General features: G+C 35.8%; 18 protein-coding genes. All 18 read right to left on the minus strand.

Annotated features, from left to right (window positions below; all coding sequences use genetic code 11):
• Positions 1–2,454 (minus strand): NADH-quinone oxidoreductase subunit G, encoded by a 2,454-nt coding sequence (locus tag CDOMF_RS07015; RefSeq protein WP_336296827.1) that lies wholly within the window; start codon positions 2,452–2,454, stop codon positions 1–3.
• A gap of 21 nt (positions 2,455–2,475) precedes the next feature.
• Complete coding sequence (locus CDOMF_RS07020) at positions 2,476–3,210, minus strand: hypothetical protein (protein ID WP_260951320.1); 735 nt, start codon at positions 3,208–3,210, stop codon at positions 2,476–2,478.
• Between the two features lie 2 nt (positions 3,211–3,212).
• Entirely contained in the window at positions 3,213–3,443 is a 231-nt protein-coding gene (locus CDOMF_RS07025) for an NADH-ubiquinone oxidoreductase subunit E family protein (protein WP_260951321.1), read from the minus strand.
• Positions 3,440–4,666 carry an NADH dehydrogenase (quinone) subunit D gene (nuoD, locus tag CDOMF_RS07030; protein ID WP_260951322.1) on the minus strand — a complete coding sequence of 409 codons (1,227 nt, stop codon included), beginning with the start codon at positions 4,664–4,666 and terminating at the stop codon, positions 3,440–3,442. Before nuoD ends, CDOMF_RS07025 begins: the two co-directional genes overlap by 4 nt.
• Before the next feature lies 1 nt (position 4,667).
• Entirely contained in the window at positions 4,668–5,462 is a 795-nt protein-coding gene (locus tag CDOMF_RS07035; RefSeq protein WP_260951323.1) for an NADH-quinone oxidoreductase subunit C, read from the minus strand.
• On the minus strand, positions 5,462–5,971 hold the full coding sequence (locus CDOMF_RS07040) for a NuoB/complex I 20 kDa subunit family protein (RefSeq protein ID WP_169973614.1): 510 nt from the start codon (positions 5,969–5,971) through the stop codon (positions 5,462–5,464). The genes CDOMF_RS07035 and CDOMF_RS07040 overlap by 1 nt, the downstream gene beginning before the upstream one ends.
• A complete protein-coding gene (locus CDOMF_RS07045; protein WP_260951324.1) occupies positions 5,953–6,342 on the minus strand; it encodes an NAD(P)H-quinone oxidoreductase subunit 3 in 390 nt (129 codons plus the stop codon). The genes CDOMF_RS07040 and CDOMF_RS07045 overlap by 19 nt, the downstream gene beginning before the upstream one ends.
• 109 nt (positions 6,343–6,451) lie before the next feature.
• Entirely contained in the window at positions 6,452–7,135 is a 684-nt protein-coding gene (locus CDOMF_RS07050; protein WP_260951325.1) for an aspartate/glutamate racemase family protein, read from the minus strand.
• A 63-nt stretch (positions 7,136–7,198) separates the two neighbouring features.
• Positions 7,199–8,542: an anaerobic C4-dicarboxylate transporter gene (locus tag CDOMF_RS07055; RefSeq protein ID WP_260951326.1), complete on the minus strand. Its 1,344-nt coding sequence runs from the start codon at positions 8,540–8,542 to the stop codon at positions 7,199–7,201.
• Positions 8,543–8,620: 78 nt separating this feature from the next.
• On the minus strand, positions 8,621–10,021 hold the full coding sequence (locus tag CDOMF_RS07060) for an aspartate ammonia-lyase (RefSeq protein WP_260951327.1): 1,401 nt from the start codon (positions 10,019–10,021) through the stop codon (positions 8,621–8,623).
• A 719-nt stretch (positions 10,022–10,740) separates the two neighbouring features.
• Positions 10,741–11,097 (minus strand): 50S ribosomal protein L19, encoded by a 357-nt coding sequence (gene rplS, locus CDOMF_RS07065; protein WP_169973607.1) that lies wholly within the window; start codon positions 11,095–11,097, stop codon positions 10,741–10,743.
• Complete coding sequence (gene trmD, locus CDOMF_RS07070; protein ID WP_260953153.1) at positions 11,094–11,798, minus strand: tRNA (guanosine(37)-N1)-methyltransferase TrmD; 705 nt, start codon at positions 11,796–11,798, stop codon at positions 11,094–11,096. The genes rplS and trmD overlap by 4 nt, the downstream gene beginning before the upstream one ends.
• The gene (gene rimM, locus CDOMF_RS07075) at positions 11,798–12,328 is read right to left on the minus strand and encodes a ribosome maturation factor RimM (protein ID WP_260951328.1); all 531 of its coding nucleotides are present in this window, start codon (positions 12,326–12,328) and stop codon (positions 11,798–11,800) included. Before rimM ends, trmD begins: the two co-directional genes overlap by 1 nt.
• Positions 12,318–12,563, minus strand: coding sequence for a KH domain-containing protein (locus CDOMF_RS07080; protein ID WP_169973604.1), 246 nt, complete (start codon positions 12,561–12,563; stop codon positions 12,318–12,320). The genes rimM and CDOMF_RS07080 overlap by 11 nt, the downstream gene beginning before the upstream one ends.
• Positions 12,564–12,568: 5 nt before the next feature.
• Complete coding sequence (rpsP, locus tag CDOMF_RS07085) at positions 12,569–12,799, minus strand: 30S ribosomal protein S16 (RefSeq protein ID WP_169941939.1); 231 nt, start codon at positions 12,797–12,799, stop codon at positions 12,569–12,571.
• Between the two features lie 74 nt (positions 12,800–12,873).
• Complete coding sequence (gene ffh / locus CDOMF_RS07090) at positions 12,874–14,214, minus strand: signal recognition particle protein (protein ID WP_260951330.1); 1,341 nt, start codon at positions 14,212–14,214, stop codon at positions 12,874–12,876.
• Positions 14,215–14,360: 146 nt separating this feature from the next.
• Positions 14,361–15,119 carry an RluA family pseudouridine synthase gene (locus tag CDOMF_RS07095; RefSeq protein ID WP_260951331.1) on the minus strand — a complete coding sequence of 253 codons (759 nt, stop codon included), beginning with the start codon at positions 15,117–15,119 and terminating at the stop codon, positions 14,361–14,363.
• The gene (waaA, locus tag CDOMF_RS07100) at positions 15,097–16,251 is read right to left on the minus strand and encodes a lipid IV(A) 3-deoxy-D-manno-octulosonic acid transferase (RefSeq protein WP_260951332.1); all 1,155 of its coding nucleotides are present in this window, start codon (positions 16,249–16,251) and stop codon (positions 15,097–15,099) included. The genes CDOMF_RS07095 and waaA overlap by 23 nt, the downstream gene beginning before the upstream one ends.
• Positions 16,252–16,258: the final 7 nt, after the last annotated feature.

Here is a 16,258-nt window from a genome sequence, read left to right on the forward strand (position 1 = left end):
TTATGCCCTCTCTATCTTTAAATTTGCGTATCTGCCGATAAAAAACGGCTCTATATCAATATGATCGTCAAAATCTCCAATATATGCAACAACACCTTCTAAATCGCTATCCAGCTTTAACCTAATCGCTAAAGTTAAATTTTCATTTTTTAAATTTACTATCTCGCCATCCTTAAAGCCATTTTCATCTAAAAATCCGCTTGATACATACAAGGCTCCTGTTTCATTGAGCTGAGAAGCCATATTTGTAAATTTTGAAAATTGATGAATAGGATTTGCCCTATATATATTAAATTTAATCTCTTCGCTCTTTAAATTTTTAAAATCAAGCCTTGCTTCACTATTTATTTTTTGAGATTTTAAGAGATACCCTCTTTTACAAGCTCCTGAATTTTCATAAAAATTATCAAGCTCATCAAACTCCACTCTCTTAAATTCATCAATATCTCCAAGCTTTAACGTATAGTCAATTGTCCATTTAGACCTGATTCCAAGCTCGTTTGCCAAATCGTTTAGAGTATAACCATCATATTTTAAAGCCGCATTTGTAGGCACAACCCGCTTATCGTAATTACTAAAGGTTCCTTCTTGCTGAGTAAGTGCAGGTGCATCAATATCGCCTTCGGAAATACTCATAGTAAAATCTGCCTTTTCGTTATATCCAAAGCTAAACCCGCTCTCCTCATTTGATAATTTACAAATTTTAGCAACTCCGAGAGAATTTGTTCTAGGTGGGATTAAAATCACCTTAAACTTCGTAAATTTGGCTATAAGTCCTGCAAGAGCGGCTAAGGCAAGAGCATTTTCATGACAGTAAAAATCTTCTCCGATAATCAGTGCAAAGCTTTGCTTCTTATCGGTTAAAGCCTTTATTCTATCCTCATCAATGCCTAAATTTAGAGCAAATTTTGAAACTTCTACGCTTATTTCCTGTTCTTTTTTTTCATTAACCTGCTTTTTAACTACCTCTTTAATCTCTTGCGTTTCGCCGTTTTCATCGGCAATCTTCTTAACAATCTCTTCTTCTATCTCTTTTGGCTTTAAAATTTCTACTATTTTTTTAGAGATTATTAAATTTTCTTTTAAAAATTTATCAATATCACCATCTAAATTTTTTGCAAAATTTTGCAAAATCCAAAGCAGTATATCAAGCTCCAAGCCCGCTTTATGATGAATAAAAAGCAAATTTTTAGAGTAGTTTTTAATAACCTTATCTACTATTGCGTGAAAGCATATTACCGAGGATTTATTGATTTTAAGCGCGTTATTTAGGGCATAACTTATATTAGGACTGTCATATCTTAAAAGAGTTCCTACACTTACAATAAAATCCGTTTTATTTAAACTCTCTACATCGCCGTTATATAGGCTCTCGCCGCTAAATTTAGCAAATTCGTTTAAAAAGTCTTGATATTTTTTAGCCTCACTATTTACTAAATTTAACCCGAATTTTTGCCTTAAACGCTCTAAAATTAAGGCTTCTTCATTTGTGATAAAGCTATTAAATTTTATATTTTTTACTTCACCGTTTTTAAATTTATCCACTATCTCTTTAAATTTACTCTCATCTTTTTTAGCATTTTCATTGGCAAAATCATATCCGTATCTAGCTGCCGTATTTAAAGTGGTAAAGTGAAAATCGTTACTAACTCTATAAATTCTCTTTTTGCGATTTTCTATCCCGCTCTCTTTAATGTCGTAATACATCAATTCACAATCGCTTGAATGCGGATTTGAAGCAGGTATTTTGGTTAATTCCCATGCGTTTGAGCTGTATTGAAACTCACTTCCTACAAGAGCTCCAACGGGACATACGCTAGTGCACTCACCGCAAAACGAACAGTCCAAATTTGCTCCCACACTAGGCGCTATAAGACTCTTTTGAAATTTGTTCCAAACAGCAAAAGCATCTTTTGGCATACTGTCTTTTAACTCCTTAGCAGGCTGATCGCCGCCTCTTGGAGTAGTTTTTAGCGCACTTTCGCCGATCTTATCAGAGCATACGGTAACGCACCTCTCGCAAACTATGCAAAGAGATGGATCGTAGTTTATCTTACCCCAATTTTTATGAGGTTTATGAGTATCTTTGATGGCGTATTTTTGACTGTTTACTCCCATGAGCGTAGTAAAATTTTGTAACTCGCATTCTCCGCTTTGATCGCATACTCCACACTCAAGAGGGTGATTTATACAATAAGTTTGCATAATAGCATTACGCTCTACGCTAATTTCATCGGTATTTGTAACTACATTCATACCCTCTTTGACTTTCGCATTGCAGGCATATACTCGCTTTCCATCAGCCTCCACCATACATAACCTACAGGCTAAAGTCGCCGAACATCCGGTAAGATAGCAGATTGCAGGGATAAAGATCCCATTTTTTCTTGCAGTGCCAAGTATATACTCACCTTCATATGCTTTGCATTCTATGCCGTCTATAAAGAGGGTGATTTGCTCACTCATATTATAATCTCATCCTAATTTGCTAATTTTTGCTACTTTGAAGTTATAGCCATTAATTTGACTATCTTTAAATATCGCCACAGTTCCTTTCATAGCGCTATTTAGTCTAAATTTTCTCTCTATATCAAGTCCATTGGCTCTTACTTTAACCTCATCTCCATCTTTTACCTTAGCTGCAATAGCAAAGCTAGAAGACCCTACAAGCTCGCCACTATCTCCAATAAGTCCGAAGATAACGCTTCCATCAAAGCTATCAAGCTCTTTTAGCTCATCCAAATTTCCGTCAGTATTAACTTCTTCGATCTTACTGTCCGCTACAACAGTGTTTAAATTTAGCAAATTTAAACATTCAAATATCATCTTAGAGTCTGGATGTGAGAAGAAAGTGCTGTCTATTATGATATTTTCGCAATCCTTCATAAAAATAGCCAGATCCTCAAACTCCTCTTCTCCGATATTGCACTCTCCGCTTAAAAAGCCTTCATCAAGCTCATCAAAATACTCTTTGACGTCGCTTTCAAATTTTGAAAAATCAAGGCAGTATTTGCAAAGAAGAGCCAAAACATAGCTAATAGATCCTATTTCGCAACGAATTAAATTTTTGCTGCCTAAAATTTCATCCTCAAAACAAGAGATATAGATAAAATCTTGATTTTTTAGCTCGTTTGCCAAAGTCAAATTTTGAAGGCTAAGCAGACTTGCAAGACTTAATGTTTTTGCACCTTTAAACTCTTTAAATTTCATATTCACCCTTTAATTTTCTTCACTACTATAGTCCAATCTACCTGATTAAATTTAAGCGAATTTATAAGCTCACAGCTCTCTTCTCGTATCAAATTTACACTTTTTTCGATATTGTCAAACTCTACAGGCTCAAATAAAAATATACAGACCTCGCCATCGTTGAGCCTTTTTGCCTGATTACTTAATTCGCTTAAAAAATCACCTTTTAAATGTCTTAAATCAACTCTTTTCATCTATCGATTTCACCTAAAATTATATTGCTACTACCTATTATAGTAACCACATCAGCCACATATTGCCCCACCAAAAGCTCCTCGTAGAGTGCACAGTGGAAAAAACTTGGAGCGCGAATTTTCAAGCGATATGGACTACTCTCTGCAGTAGAGTAAATATAAAATCCAAGCTCTCCCTTTGGCGACTCGGTAGGATGATAAATCTCTCCGCGCTTTGCCTTAAGCCCTTGAGTAACCAGCACAAAATGCTGCATCAAAGAGTAGTTTTGTGTCATTATCTGCTCTTTGCTGGCGCTTACAAATTGAGGCGAACTGGCTAAAATTTCAGGCCCTGAATTATTATAAAGCTTCTCGCATTGAAGCAGTATTTTTACACTCTGCCTCATCTCCTCCATATAAAGCTTATATCTTGCATAACAATCACCGGTATTTGAGTATGGCACTTCAAAATCAATCTCGTTATATACCAAATATGGCTCAGCCTTTCTAATATCAAACTCTACACCGCTAGCTCTTAGCATAACTCCTGAGCATCCCCAGCTAAGAGCCTTTTCACGGCTTAAAACACCAACTCCCTCAAGTCTCATACGCCAAATTCTATTCTCGCTTAAAAGTCCCTCATAAGTGGCTATATCGCTTGGAAATTTATTACAAAATGCCAGCAGTTCCTCAGTCCAGCCGCTAGGTAGATCAAGAAATACTCCGCCTATCTTAATGCTTGAGTGCGTAAGTCTAGCACCACAATATTTTTCAATCAAATCCAAAATATACTCACGCTCTCTAAAGGCGTATAAAAACACGGTCATTGCGCCCACATCAAGCGCGTGGGTGGCTAAAAACAGAAGATGCGAACTTATGCGGTTTAACTCCAAAAGCATGGTTCTTATTATCTGAGCTCTTCTAGGCACCTCGATATCGCAAAGCTTTTCAACTGCCGCGCACAAGGCATAGTTATTAGCACTTGAAGCTATATAATCGACCCTATCAGTTACCGGCAAAAACTCTTGAAAGGTCATATTTTCAGCCATCTTTTCAACGCCTCTATGCATGAAGCCAATCTCAGGCATAGCGCGCACAACCTTTTCACCGTCAAGCTCAAGCACTAGCTTTAGCTGCCCGTGCGCGGAAGGGTGCTGAGGGCCGAAATTTAGTATCATTTTTCCATTATTTTCTTCAAATTCTATATTTTCAAAAAATGGTCTAAGTTTGCTTGGATTTTGCATTCTAAGGTCTTTTTTCTAAAATTTTACTACTACCGCGTTTTACGCGCTTAACAAAGGCTACACCGCCATCTTCTTGATACTCTTGTAAAATTTTCTCGTCTCTTGGCTCAGCCCCACGCTCAACTTCGTGATAAATTCGCCCAAAGTTAAATGTGTCTTTGCTATCTATTTTGGCGCTATCTCTATTCTCAGGACCTATTGTCTCGCGATATTCACGACCGAAAATTTTATCAACCTCATACCATCTGGCATGCTCATCTCCATGCAATGGATAGCTCTTTAAAAGAGGGTGCGAATGCCAATCATCAGGCATTATAAGACGTTTTAAATTAGGATGGTTTTGTATAAAAATTCCAAACATATCATACATCTCTCGCTCCGACCAATTGGCACTTTTGTAAATTTCAACCACACTTTTAAGCATTTCGGCTTTTTTTACAAAGCATTTTACTCGCGCTCTTTTTTTATTTGATATAGACAAAAGCTGATAAAAAACTTCAAATCCACCCTTTTGAGAGATAAAATCAATCGCCGAAATCTCAGACAATACCTCGTATCCAAGAGATTTAAATATCCTGAGAGCCTTTAAATTTTCACTACATTTTACATAGACTACAAATTGACCAAGTTCTATATATGAGTCTAAAATTTCTAAATTTTCAGAGTTTAAAGCCTCTAAATCCTCATTAAATTCACTCTCTTGCACATTAAATTTCTTAGTTTGTTCTGCAACATAAAATGAATCCTTATAATAGTGCTTTTTCTGAGCATTCTTTCTATCTTGATACTCTCTCATCATACTAACCTTTTTGGAGCTTGAGCTCTAAACGGACTCTCTTTGCGAATCTTTTTTTGAAGTATCATTAGCGCATATTGAAGAGTTTCTGGCCTAGGCGCACATCCTGGCAGATATATATCAACTGGTATTATACGATCCACTCCTTGCACGGTTGAATAGGTATTAAACATACCTCCGGTATTTGCACAGCTTCCCATCGATATGACCCATTTTGGCTCGGCCATTTGATCATATAGCCTACGTGTAAACTCAGCATGCTTTTTAGTGAGAGTTCCGGCTATTATCATTACTTCAGAGTGTCTAGGAGAGGCTCTAAAAATCGTTCCAAACCTATCAAAGTCATATCTGCTGGCTCCGCTTGCCATCATCTCTATCGCACAACACGCAAGCCCATAGCTAAGTGCCCAAAGCGAGTTGCTCCTGCCCCATTGCACAAGCTTATCAACCGTAGTAAGCACCACCGGCAAACCGCCGTTTTGTGCATAATTTATCTGATGTCTTGCCACGTAAACGCTCCTTTGCCCCACGCATAGATAAATCCTATCGATAAAAGTATGATGAAAAACGCCATCTCAATAAATCCAAATAATCCTAAAATTTTAAAATCCACAGCCCAAGGAAACATAAATATAACCTCAACATCGAAAAGCACGAACAAGATAGCGTATAAAAAATAGTGAATATTTATCCTATTTGGTTGCTTGATAACCTCTGGTCCGCACTCATAAATAGATAGTTTTAGACGCTCCGAGTTTTTATTTGCCATTTTACTACCTATTTTGCTTGATAAAATCACAATTAAGCTAAATACTATAATCGACAAAATAAGTATTACAAAAGCACCAAAATATGAGCTTGTGAATTCAAAATGAGACATCTAATGCCTTTTAAAATTTGTATTAATATAGATTTTATAGAAATTTGTTTTAATAGGCGTTTAAATGTATATGTTAAAAGCGGTAAGTAAGCTAGCTAGTATAAAATATCTATTTCTCAAGACTAAATTTTACGGCAGCCTTAGCAAGCTCAAGAGTCGCATCAACAAATTTATCTTTTTTCTTTGCATAAGGCAAAAATAGCGGTATTTCGGTACAAGCAGCTATATAAACATCGGCTTGGACTTGATCTATAGTATCATTAAAAAGCTCAACATACTCTTTTAGCTTATTTGCTTTCGCGCCTTTATAGATACAATCCATTATATTTTCAAGTAAATTTTCTGGGATTTGCACACACTCAAAGCCGTTTTGAATAAGCTTATTCTCGTAAATTTTAGCCTTTGTAGTTCCTGTTGTCGCTATAACAGCTATTTTTTTAGCATTTGGATACTCTTTTTTAATCGCGTCTACGGCAATGCCTGCTATATGAAGTAGATTAATCCCAGTCTCTTCTACAAGCCTATCTGCAAAATAGTGAGCCGTATTGCACGCCATGCAAGCCGCTTCGCATCCTGCGTTTTTAAGCCTTAAAGCAGCCTCTTTCATAAAAGGAAACGGATCTTGACCGCCATGAAGTATATAGGCTGTTCTGTCTGGAATTTGTGGATAATTATCGATGATTATAGGTATATTATCTTGATCTTTTTTTGCATCTGTAAGTTCAACTATCTTAGCATATAGATCTATAGTGGCAAGCGGTCCCATTCCGCCTAAAATTCCAACTCTTTTCATCTTATTATCCTTTAAAATTTAAAAAAGCCAAGAGAGTATCTCTTGGCAAAAATTAGTTTGTTCTTATATAAGAACAGGAGCTATTAAAAACCCTAGCGCAACTGAGATCGCAACCATGATTGTGCCAGGAATGAAGAATGAGTGGTTAAATACAAATTTACCAACCTTTGTAGTTCCCGTATCATCCATTGCGATAGCACCTAGTGTTGTAGGATATGTAGGTAGAACGAATAGTCCTGAAACAGCAGCAAATGAAGCAACTAAAATCCAAACATGTTGTGAATTTTCAGGGCTTGTCATACCAAGAGCAATTGCAACAGCAGGCATCATAACACGAGTTGTAGCAGCTTGAGAATATAGCAAGCAACTTAGGAAATAAAGCGCAACAGCCAAAATAAATGGATATTGAGTAACTACGTTTTTAGCTATCTCTTTGATACTATCAATGTGTCCGTTAACAAATGTTGTTCCAAGCCATGCAATACCTATAACGCAGATGCACGCATTCATACCGCTTTGGAATGTGCTTGTTGAAAGCAGCTTGCCTGTATCAACTTTACAAAGAACTACAATGATAAAGCCGATAGTTAGCATAAAGCTAATGATAGCATTATCTCTTGTTAATATAGGATTTTCTATAAGACCTACACTCTTTGAGATAGCAAGTGCATAAGCAACAATGATTAAAACTCCTATACCAAATATCGCAACAGATCTCTTTGCATAAGGTTTAAGTTCTTTATACTCAGCATCTTTAACTTCTTCTACTAGACCTTTTGCAAGTCTTTCTTGATATATAGGGTCTTTTGAAAGATCTAAATCGTAAAATTTATTTACAAAGAATGCAGTTGCAAGCATAGCGACAAATGTTGTAGAGATGCATATAAATAGCAGCATTGGGTAGCTAACACCAAGCGGCTCTACAACACCTGTCATCGCAACGAAAGCTGCTGAAATCGGGCTGGCAGTAATTGCAACCTGAGATGAAACAACAGAAAGCGCAAGAGGGGCTGAGGGCTTAATGTTTTGTCCTTTAGCAACTTCTGTAATAACTGGAAGCATTGAAAACGCCGTATGTCCGGTTCCTGCAAATATTGTTAGCAAATATGTAACAACAGGAGCTAAAAAGTTAATTTGTTTTGGATTTTTGCGTAAAATTTTAGATGCAACTTGAACCAAGAAATCAAGACCACCGGCAACTTGCATCGCAGTAATAGCTGATATAACAGAAGCGATAATGAGGATAACATCCATAGGGATACCCTTCATCTCTACCTTCATGCCAAGCATTGCTAAAACAACGACACCAAGACCACCTGCGTAGCCAACACCCATACCACCTAATTTAACACCTAGGTAGATACCTCCGAACAGGACTATAATCTGTAAAATCAGCATTATATCCATAAAAACTCCTTTATAAAGATTTATTTCAAAACACAAATCTTAAGCATACCAAATTTATTTTGGTATGCTTAATTAAATTTATTTACCCATATGAGGGTTTAGCATATTTTTAGGCTCTAAAATTTTATCAATTTCTTCTTTGCTTAGATAGCCTCTCTCTAGGCAGATATCTCCAACTGCTCTACCTGTTTGAAGTGCCTCTTTGGCAATGTTTGCAGATTTCTCATATCCGATATAAGGGTTAAATGCTGTAACTATACCAACAGATCCAAGAACTGATTTTAAGCAAGCCTCAGGGTTTGCGGTTAGTTTTCTAATAGCTTTTTCAGCTAGAGTTTTCATAGCATTTTCTAGGATAAATATAGAGTTAAATAGCGCATAAGCGATTCCTGGTTCAAACGCATTTAGCTCAAATTCTCCTCTTTCTGAGCAAAGCATTATAGTAACATCGTTGCCGATTACTTCATAGCAAGCCTCTCCTACAACTTCAGCTATAACAGGGTTTACTTTACCAGGCATAATTGAGCTTCCTGGTTGCATTTGAGGTAGATTAATTTCACCCAAACCGCATCTTGGGCCAGAGTTCATTAAACGAAGGTCATTTGCTATTTTGCTAAGTCTAACGGCAGCTGTTTTTAATGCGCCACTTACATGAACGAAATCCGCAGTATCTTGAGTAGCAGCTATGAAGTCGTCCGCTGGTTTAAAGTTTACACCTGTAATTTGGCTTAGAATTTTATGAACAGAGGCTTTATAGTCCGGATGGCAGTTAATACCTGTTCCGATAGCAGTAGCGCCCATATTTAGGTATGTCATTGACTCACGAGCAGCTGTAATTTTTTCTATATCACTTTTAATATAGCTTGCAAATGCATTAAATGTATTTCCAAGAGTTGTAGGAACAGCATCCTCAAGCTCAGTTCTACCCATTTTTATAATATCTTTAAAATCTTTTGCTTTTACTTCAAGTTCTGTTTTAAGAATCTCCATAGCCTTTAAAAGATCTGTTAGTTTTGCATAAGCGGCTACTTTGATAGAGCTTGGGTATGTGTCGTTTGTACTTTGACCTAAGTTTGTGTGGTCATTTGGATGAAGATATTGATATTCGCCTTTTTTATGTCCCATGCTTTCAAGTGCAATATTTGTAATAACTTCGTTTGAATTCATATTTGTAGAAGTTCCGGCGCCACCTTGAATCATATCAACAACGAATTGATCTTGGAATTCTCCTGCAATCAATCTATCGCAAGCTTTTGCTATAGCGTCGGCTTTAGCGCCATCAAGTACGCCAACTTCTTTATTTGCTAGCGCAGCAGCTTTTTTAATTTGAGCGAAAGCTTTTATAAAATAAGGATAGTCACTAAGTTTTCTTCCGCTCATATGAAAGTTCTCGAGTGCTCTGAAAGTTTGAACACCATAATAAACGTCGTTAGAGATCTCAAGCTCACCTATAAAATCATGTTCTTTTCTAAAACCCATAACGGTCTCCTTTAAAAAAATTTTGATTACTGAAACTATACTACAAATTTCATAATTTTTAAATTAAACTATTAATTTTTTCTTTATTTTTATTTTTAAAAATATTTATAATTATTAGAAAATAAGCTCATTAATATTAGATAAAGCTTTAAAAAGATTAAGTGTGTTTTAGATTAAATATATATACAAAATACTATGCTAATAAAATTTTTAAAATTAGCATATTAAAGTATTTTCAGGCAATTGCATTTTAAAAGTATCATTAAAATAAACTTAAAATATAGAACATATTTTGTTGAATATTGATAATATTATTGGTATTAATTTAAAATAAAATATTAGTATATTTAAAATAGAAATTTATAATAGTATTAATACAATTTGCGATACGATATCAAAACCTATACATATTCTAATAAAATTATTTCAAAGTAACAAGTAGGTAACTCTACAAAAATGAAATTTTAATTTCAAAAATAATATACAAAGTAACCTTTATAACAGTTAAAAATAAAATTTAAAAATTTGAATATTGGTAATTTCATAGTTATGTAGCACAATGAATAATATTTTTTGTAGCAAAAAACCAATATAAAATATTTTGTTTTATATTAATATAAAAAGTTCTTTTTATTAATTAAGTAGTTTAATTTAAAATATAAATAAAAGAGTAGAGGTGAAATTTATAAATTTCACCATTTTTCAAAAAACAATAAATTTTACTTTTTAAGCTCTCTAATACGTGCAGATTTACCGCGTCTATCGCGAAGGTAGAATAGTTTCGCACGTCTTACGCGACCGCGTCTTAACACAGTTATACTTTCAAGACTGTCACTATAGATCGGGAAAATTCTCTCAACGCCAACGCTGTTTGCGCCGATTTTTCTAATCATAAATGTTTCACCGGTTCCGCTTCCGCGTCTAGCTATACAGACACCTTCAAAGTTTTGAACTCTGGTTTTATCGCCCTCTTTAATACGAATAGCTACACGAAGTGTGTCGCCGGCACGAAATTCAGGCACAGACTTGCTTGCGATTTGAGCATTTTCAAATGCTTCAATATACTTATTTCTCATCTTTTATCCTTCATCAGCGGCTTGTATTTTCGGTATAAATCAGGACGGAAAAACCTAGTTTTGAAGCACGCCATATCATTTTTTAAAGCCCTGATTTTAGCATGATTTCCCTTTAAAAAGTCTGAAACAACATTTAAATTTTCATATGAATTTGGCTTAGTAAAAGCAGGTGCCTCCAAAAGCCCTTGCTCAAAACTCTCTTCACTTAAGCTCTCTTCATTGCCTAAAACTCCGGCGATATTTCTAGATATAGCGTCACTCAAGCAAAGCGCTACTAGCTCCCCGCCGGTAAGCACAAAATCACCTATGCAAAAAACTTCATCTACATATCTTTCAACAATTCGCTCATCGATACCTTCGTATCTTCCGCAAATAAAGCAAATGTGGTCTTTTTTGGCAAGTCTTTTTGCATCGTTTTGATTAAATTTCTTAGCGGCAGGTGTTAAAAAAACGATATGAGTATTTTGATTTTTGCTTTTTACAAATTTTATAGCGTCCTCAAGCGGTTGAGCGCTCATAAGAAGTCCCGCTCCGCCACCTATCATGTACTCATCAACTTTTTTATGTTTATCTTTACTAAAATCTCTTGGATTTACAAACTCTAGTTTTATTAGTTCTTCACTAGTTGCACGACCCAAAATTGAGTCCGTAAAGTAAGGCTTCATTAAATTTTCAAAAAGCGTGATAAAAGTGAATTTGATCATGAATTTTCTAAGATTAAAAGAGCATTTTTGGTGTAAATTATCTTATTTTCTATATCTATTTTTTCTATGTAGGCGTTTATATAAGGGATGTAAAAATTATTAGCAAGTCCTTTTTGCACAAGCTCTTCATCTGTTTTTATATAAAAAAGATGATTTGCGCTCGCATCTTCTATATCTTCGACCACTCCTAAAATTTGCTCGTTTTCACAAATTTTACAACCTAAAATATCAAAGTAAAAGAACTCATCTTTTTTTAGCTTGCAGGTTTGCCTAGTAAGTTCCTTGGTTGTGTATATCGTGCGATTTGTGAGAGTTTTAGCCAGATCAACATCTTCAAAATCATAAAAAAGGATAGAGCTATTTGTGCTATTAAAGCTTTTTACAACTAGCTCATTACCGTCTTTATCTATAAATTTTGCGTCTTTTTTAAATTGTTTAGGAAAGTCACTTTTGTCATGAAGCTTGACAAAGCCCTTTAAGCCGACACTCTTGCCAAGTATGCCGACTTCTACCAGATCACTCTTCAAGCGGCTTTACCGTAACCCTATATGAGGTCGCATCTTTTGCCTTGCAACCTATTATTACAGTTTTTATAGCGTTTATCATTCTGCCGTCTTTGCCTATAAGCTTGCCGGTATCGACTTTATCGGCATAGACTATTACTTCGGCAAAATTTTCTCCAAGCTCAACTCTTTCGACTTTTACTTTATCGGGAAAATCCGCTATAAGCTTCGCGTATTCGCGTAAAAAATCTTCAACCATTGTTATTATTTACTAGTTATTTTTGCAACTCTATCGCTAAGTTGTGCACCAACACCCTTCCAGTAAGCAAGGCGCTCAGCATCAAATTTCACAACTTCAGGCTCAACCATTGGGTTATAATATCCTATTGACTCTATCCAGCCACCGTCTCTTCTTTTTCTGCTGTCTGTTACAACTATACGATAAAATGGTCTTTTTTTGCGTCCCATTCTTGTTAGTCTTACTACTGTTGCCATATCTTGTTTCTCCTTCTAAATTTTTAAATAAGGCTTAAATTTAGGCACAATTATACCCAAATTTAAGCCCATTTTTAATTAGGGCGATTTATCTTAGCTTGAGAAAGCAAATTTCCAAGCCCTCTCATGCCGTCTTTTCCTGAAAATTTCTTAGCTATCTTTGACGCGTTTGTAAACTGTTTTAAAAATCTATTTACTTCCATCTGGCTAAGACCTGCACCTTCTGCCAAGCGTCTTTTCCTGCTATTATTTAGCAAATCAGGATTTTCGCGCTCTTTTAAAGTCATAGAATTTATCATCGCTCTTATATGAATTATCTCTTTTGAATTATCCAAATCTATATCTTTTATCTGGTTTGCAACACCCGAAAGACCTGGGATCATGCCGATTAAAGACTTCATATTTCCAAGCTTTTTAACGCTTTCCATCTGCTCTAAAAAGTCGTTAAAATTAAACTGACCTTTTTTTATCTTTTTATTAAGTCTCTTCGCCTCTTTTTCATCGATGATAGCGCTTGTCTTCTCAGCCAGTGTCGCTAAGTCGCCTTCACCCATGATCCTGCTTACTATACGATCAGGTATAAAACTCTCCAGATCGGCAGTTTTTTCACCGATTCCCACAAATCTAAGTGGGATATTCAGCTGTTTTGCGATGCCTATAGCCACGCCACCCTTACTGTCCGAGTCAAATTTAGATAACACAACACCGGTAATTCCCAAAGCTTCGTTAAATCCTGCGGCAGACTTTATACCGTCTTGTCCGCTCATCGCATCGGCTACATAGAAAATTTCATGCGGATTAAGCTCTGATTTTATGCTTTTTATCTCATTCATCAAAGTTTCATCTATCGCAAGACGGCCCGCTGTATCGACAAGAAGCACATCATAAAGTCCGCTTTTTGCCTTCTCAAATGCAGCTTTAGCAACTTTTATGGGATTTGTTTCATTTTCTATACTAAAAAGCTCTATCTCGTTAGCTTCGCAAAGCTGGCGAAGCTGCTCAACCGCTGCTAGTCTTTGAAGGTCACAAGCCGCTACTAAAACTTTCTTTTTTCTAAGCTTTAGATAGTTTGCAAGCTTTACAGTTGTAGTTGTTTTGCCGCTACCTTGAAGTCCCGCCATCAAAACTACAGTTGGCGCAACAGGTGCATATACAAATCCTTGATTTCCAGGAGCTGTTAAAATTTTAGTCAAATTTGATTTTATCGAGTCTAAAAACTGTTTTTGTCCTATGCTGCTTTGCTTAAGATCAGCTTCAATAAGAGCTAATAAATCCTTGGTAACTTTATGATGAACATCAGCTTTTAAAAGAGCTTTTTTAAGTACATCAAGCGCGTTTTTTAGCGCTTTTTCATCATCAACAAATCTGATTTTACTAACAGCCAAACGAAAAGATTCACTGATTTGTTCAAACACAACTTTACCTTTTTTAATTTTATTTACAAGCCAAATGCGGCTTTTAGCTCATTTTAAGCACTCAAAAACGCTTAAAATTTTGCCTATTTATAATCAATTTAAATACATAAGGGACGCATTCTACTAAATTTTAGCTTTATCACTCTTTAAACTTCAAAATTCTTGCCTATCTCAAAGCCAAAATCATTAAAATCACTTCCCAAATTCGCTCTAAATTTATATCCTAAAATTTCTATCTTATACGCATGCAGATACATTCGTTTTGATCTATTTTTGGCATATTTTTCATCGCCGACTATACCAAATCCGATATGATTTAGATGCACTCTTATCTGATGCGTTCTGCCTGTTGGGATTTCAACTTTTACCAAGCTTTTTTTGCCTGCAACCATAATAGGCGAGATTATAGAGACGGCTTCTTTTCCATCTTTTGAAATTTTTGAATACGCTCCGCCTTTGTTTTTAAGCGTGATGATGGGCTCATCAACCCTTACATCTTCACTCAAAATTCCTTTTACCATCGCGATATACTCTTTTTTTACGCGGTGATGCTTAAATTCCTCGATAGCCTTTTTTTGAAATTCCTCATTTTTAACAAGCAAAAGCACTCCGCTAGTCTCCTTATCAAGGCGGTGTAAAAGCGGAAATTTATAGATTTGACTTACTTTTTCGGATGTTAAAAAAGCGGGCTTATTTATAGCGATTAAATTTTCATCCTCAAATATCACGCTAGGCTTTGGCATACTTTGCACGCTAAATTTGGTAGTCACACTCATCATCGCTCTTGCAACTACAATTTTTTGCCCTCTAGCACTTACCAGTCCGCTATCTATGAGCTCTTTTGCCTCATTGTTTGAAATTCCCTCTTGCAAAGCAAGCAGTTTATACGCTTTTTCCTCTTTCACAACTATCCTTAATATCTTTTATGATCTCATCTGCACTGCCAAGCGACTTGATCTTGCTCTTTTTTAGCTCTTTTTTAAGCATCTCGCCAAGATCTTTAGCCTTAGCAAATACCACATCGCCAACTTGCTCAAAAAGAGCCTTTTGGTTAAATACAAACTCGCCCGTAATTATACTATTTTCAAACTGAGCCGCCTCGATGGGATTATGTCCGCCAACATTTGGCACGAAACTACCCCCAAGTATCACGATATCTGATATCGCATATATATTTACAAGCTCGCCCATAGTATCAACTAGCACGCATTTGGCACTGAAATTTTTAGCTTTTGAAAATCTCTCAAAACTAAAGCCGTGCTTACTAGCAAATTTAGCCAAAATTTCGCCGGCCTCATCAAACCTCTCAGGATGTCGAGGCGCCAATATAAGCTTGTCATTTTCGCTTAAATTTATATGATTTAGCAGTAGCTCTTCTTCGCCTTTGTGCGTACTTGCAAGCACTATCATGCGCTCGTTTGGTTTGGCATAATTTTTACTAACAGCCGGCAAAAAAGCTGATTTGATATTGCCATTCACTACAATATCTCTTGCACCAAGGCTGATTAGCCTCTTTTTATCAAGCTCGCTTTGTGCATAAACTTTGTCGATAAATTTAAAAATTTCTTTATAAAAAAAGCCAAATTTCAAGTATCTCTTATAGCTTCTATCCGAAATTCTAGCATTTATCAAAATCACTCTTGAGCCTTTAAATTTAGCCCAAAATACAAGCATAAGCCAAAGCTCGGCTTCAAAGATAACTAAAATTTTAGATCTTCTAAGCCAAAACGGGATAAAAATTTCAAACGGCAAAAACCTTGTGTTTGGCGTTATCTTTTTAGCCTCGTCAAATCCCGTTTTTGTTATCACGCTTACGGCGATACTCTCAAATTTCTTTAAAAGTGGCGCGATAGAGCGAATTTCGCCAAACGAGCAAGCATGAAAATGGATGTCCGCTTCATTAAATTTGGGATTATTAAAAAGAAAAAATCTAGCAGGAATCGACTTGCGATATTTTGATTTAAAAGAGGCTAAAATAAGTGGCAAAACCCCGATCAAAAAAGCGATCAGGGCTAAAATATAATAGATTATTATCAAATTTCAG

The sequence above is a fragment of the Campylobacter sp. RM16187 genome, assembly GCF_025319965.1.
Lineage (GTDB): Bacteria > Campylobacterota > Campylobacteria > Campylobacterales > Campylobacteraceae > Campylobacter_A.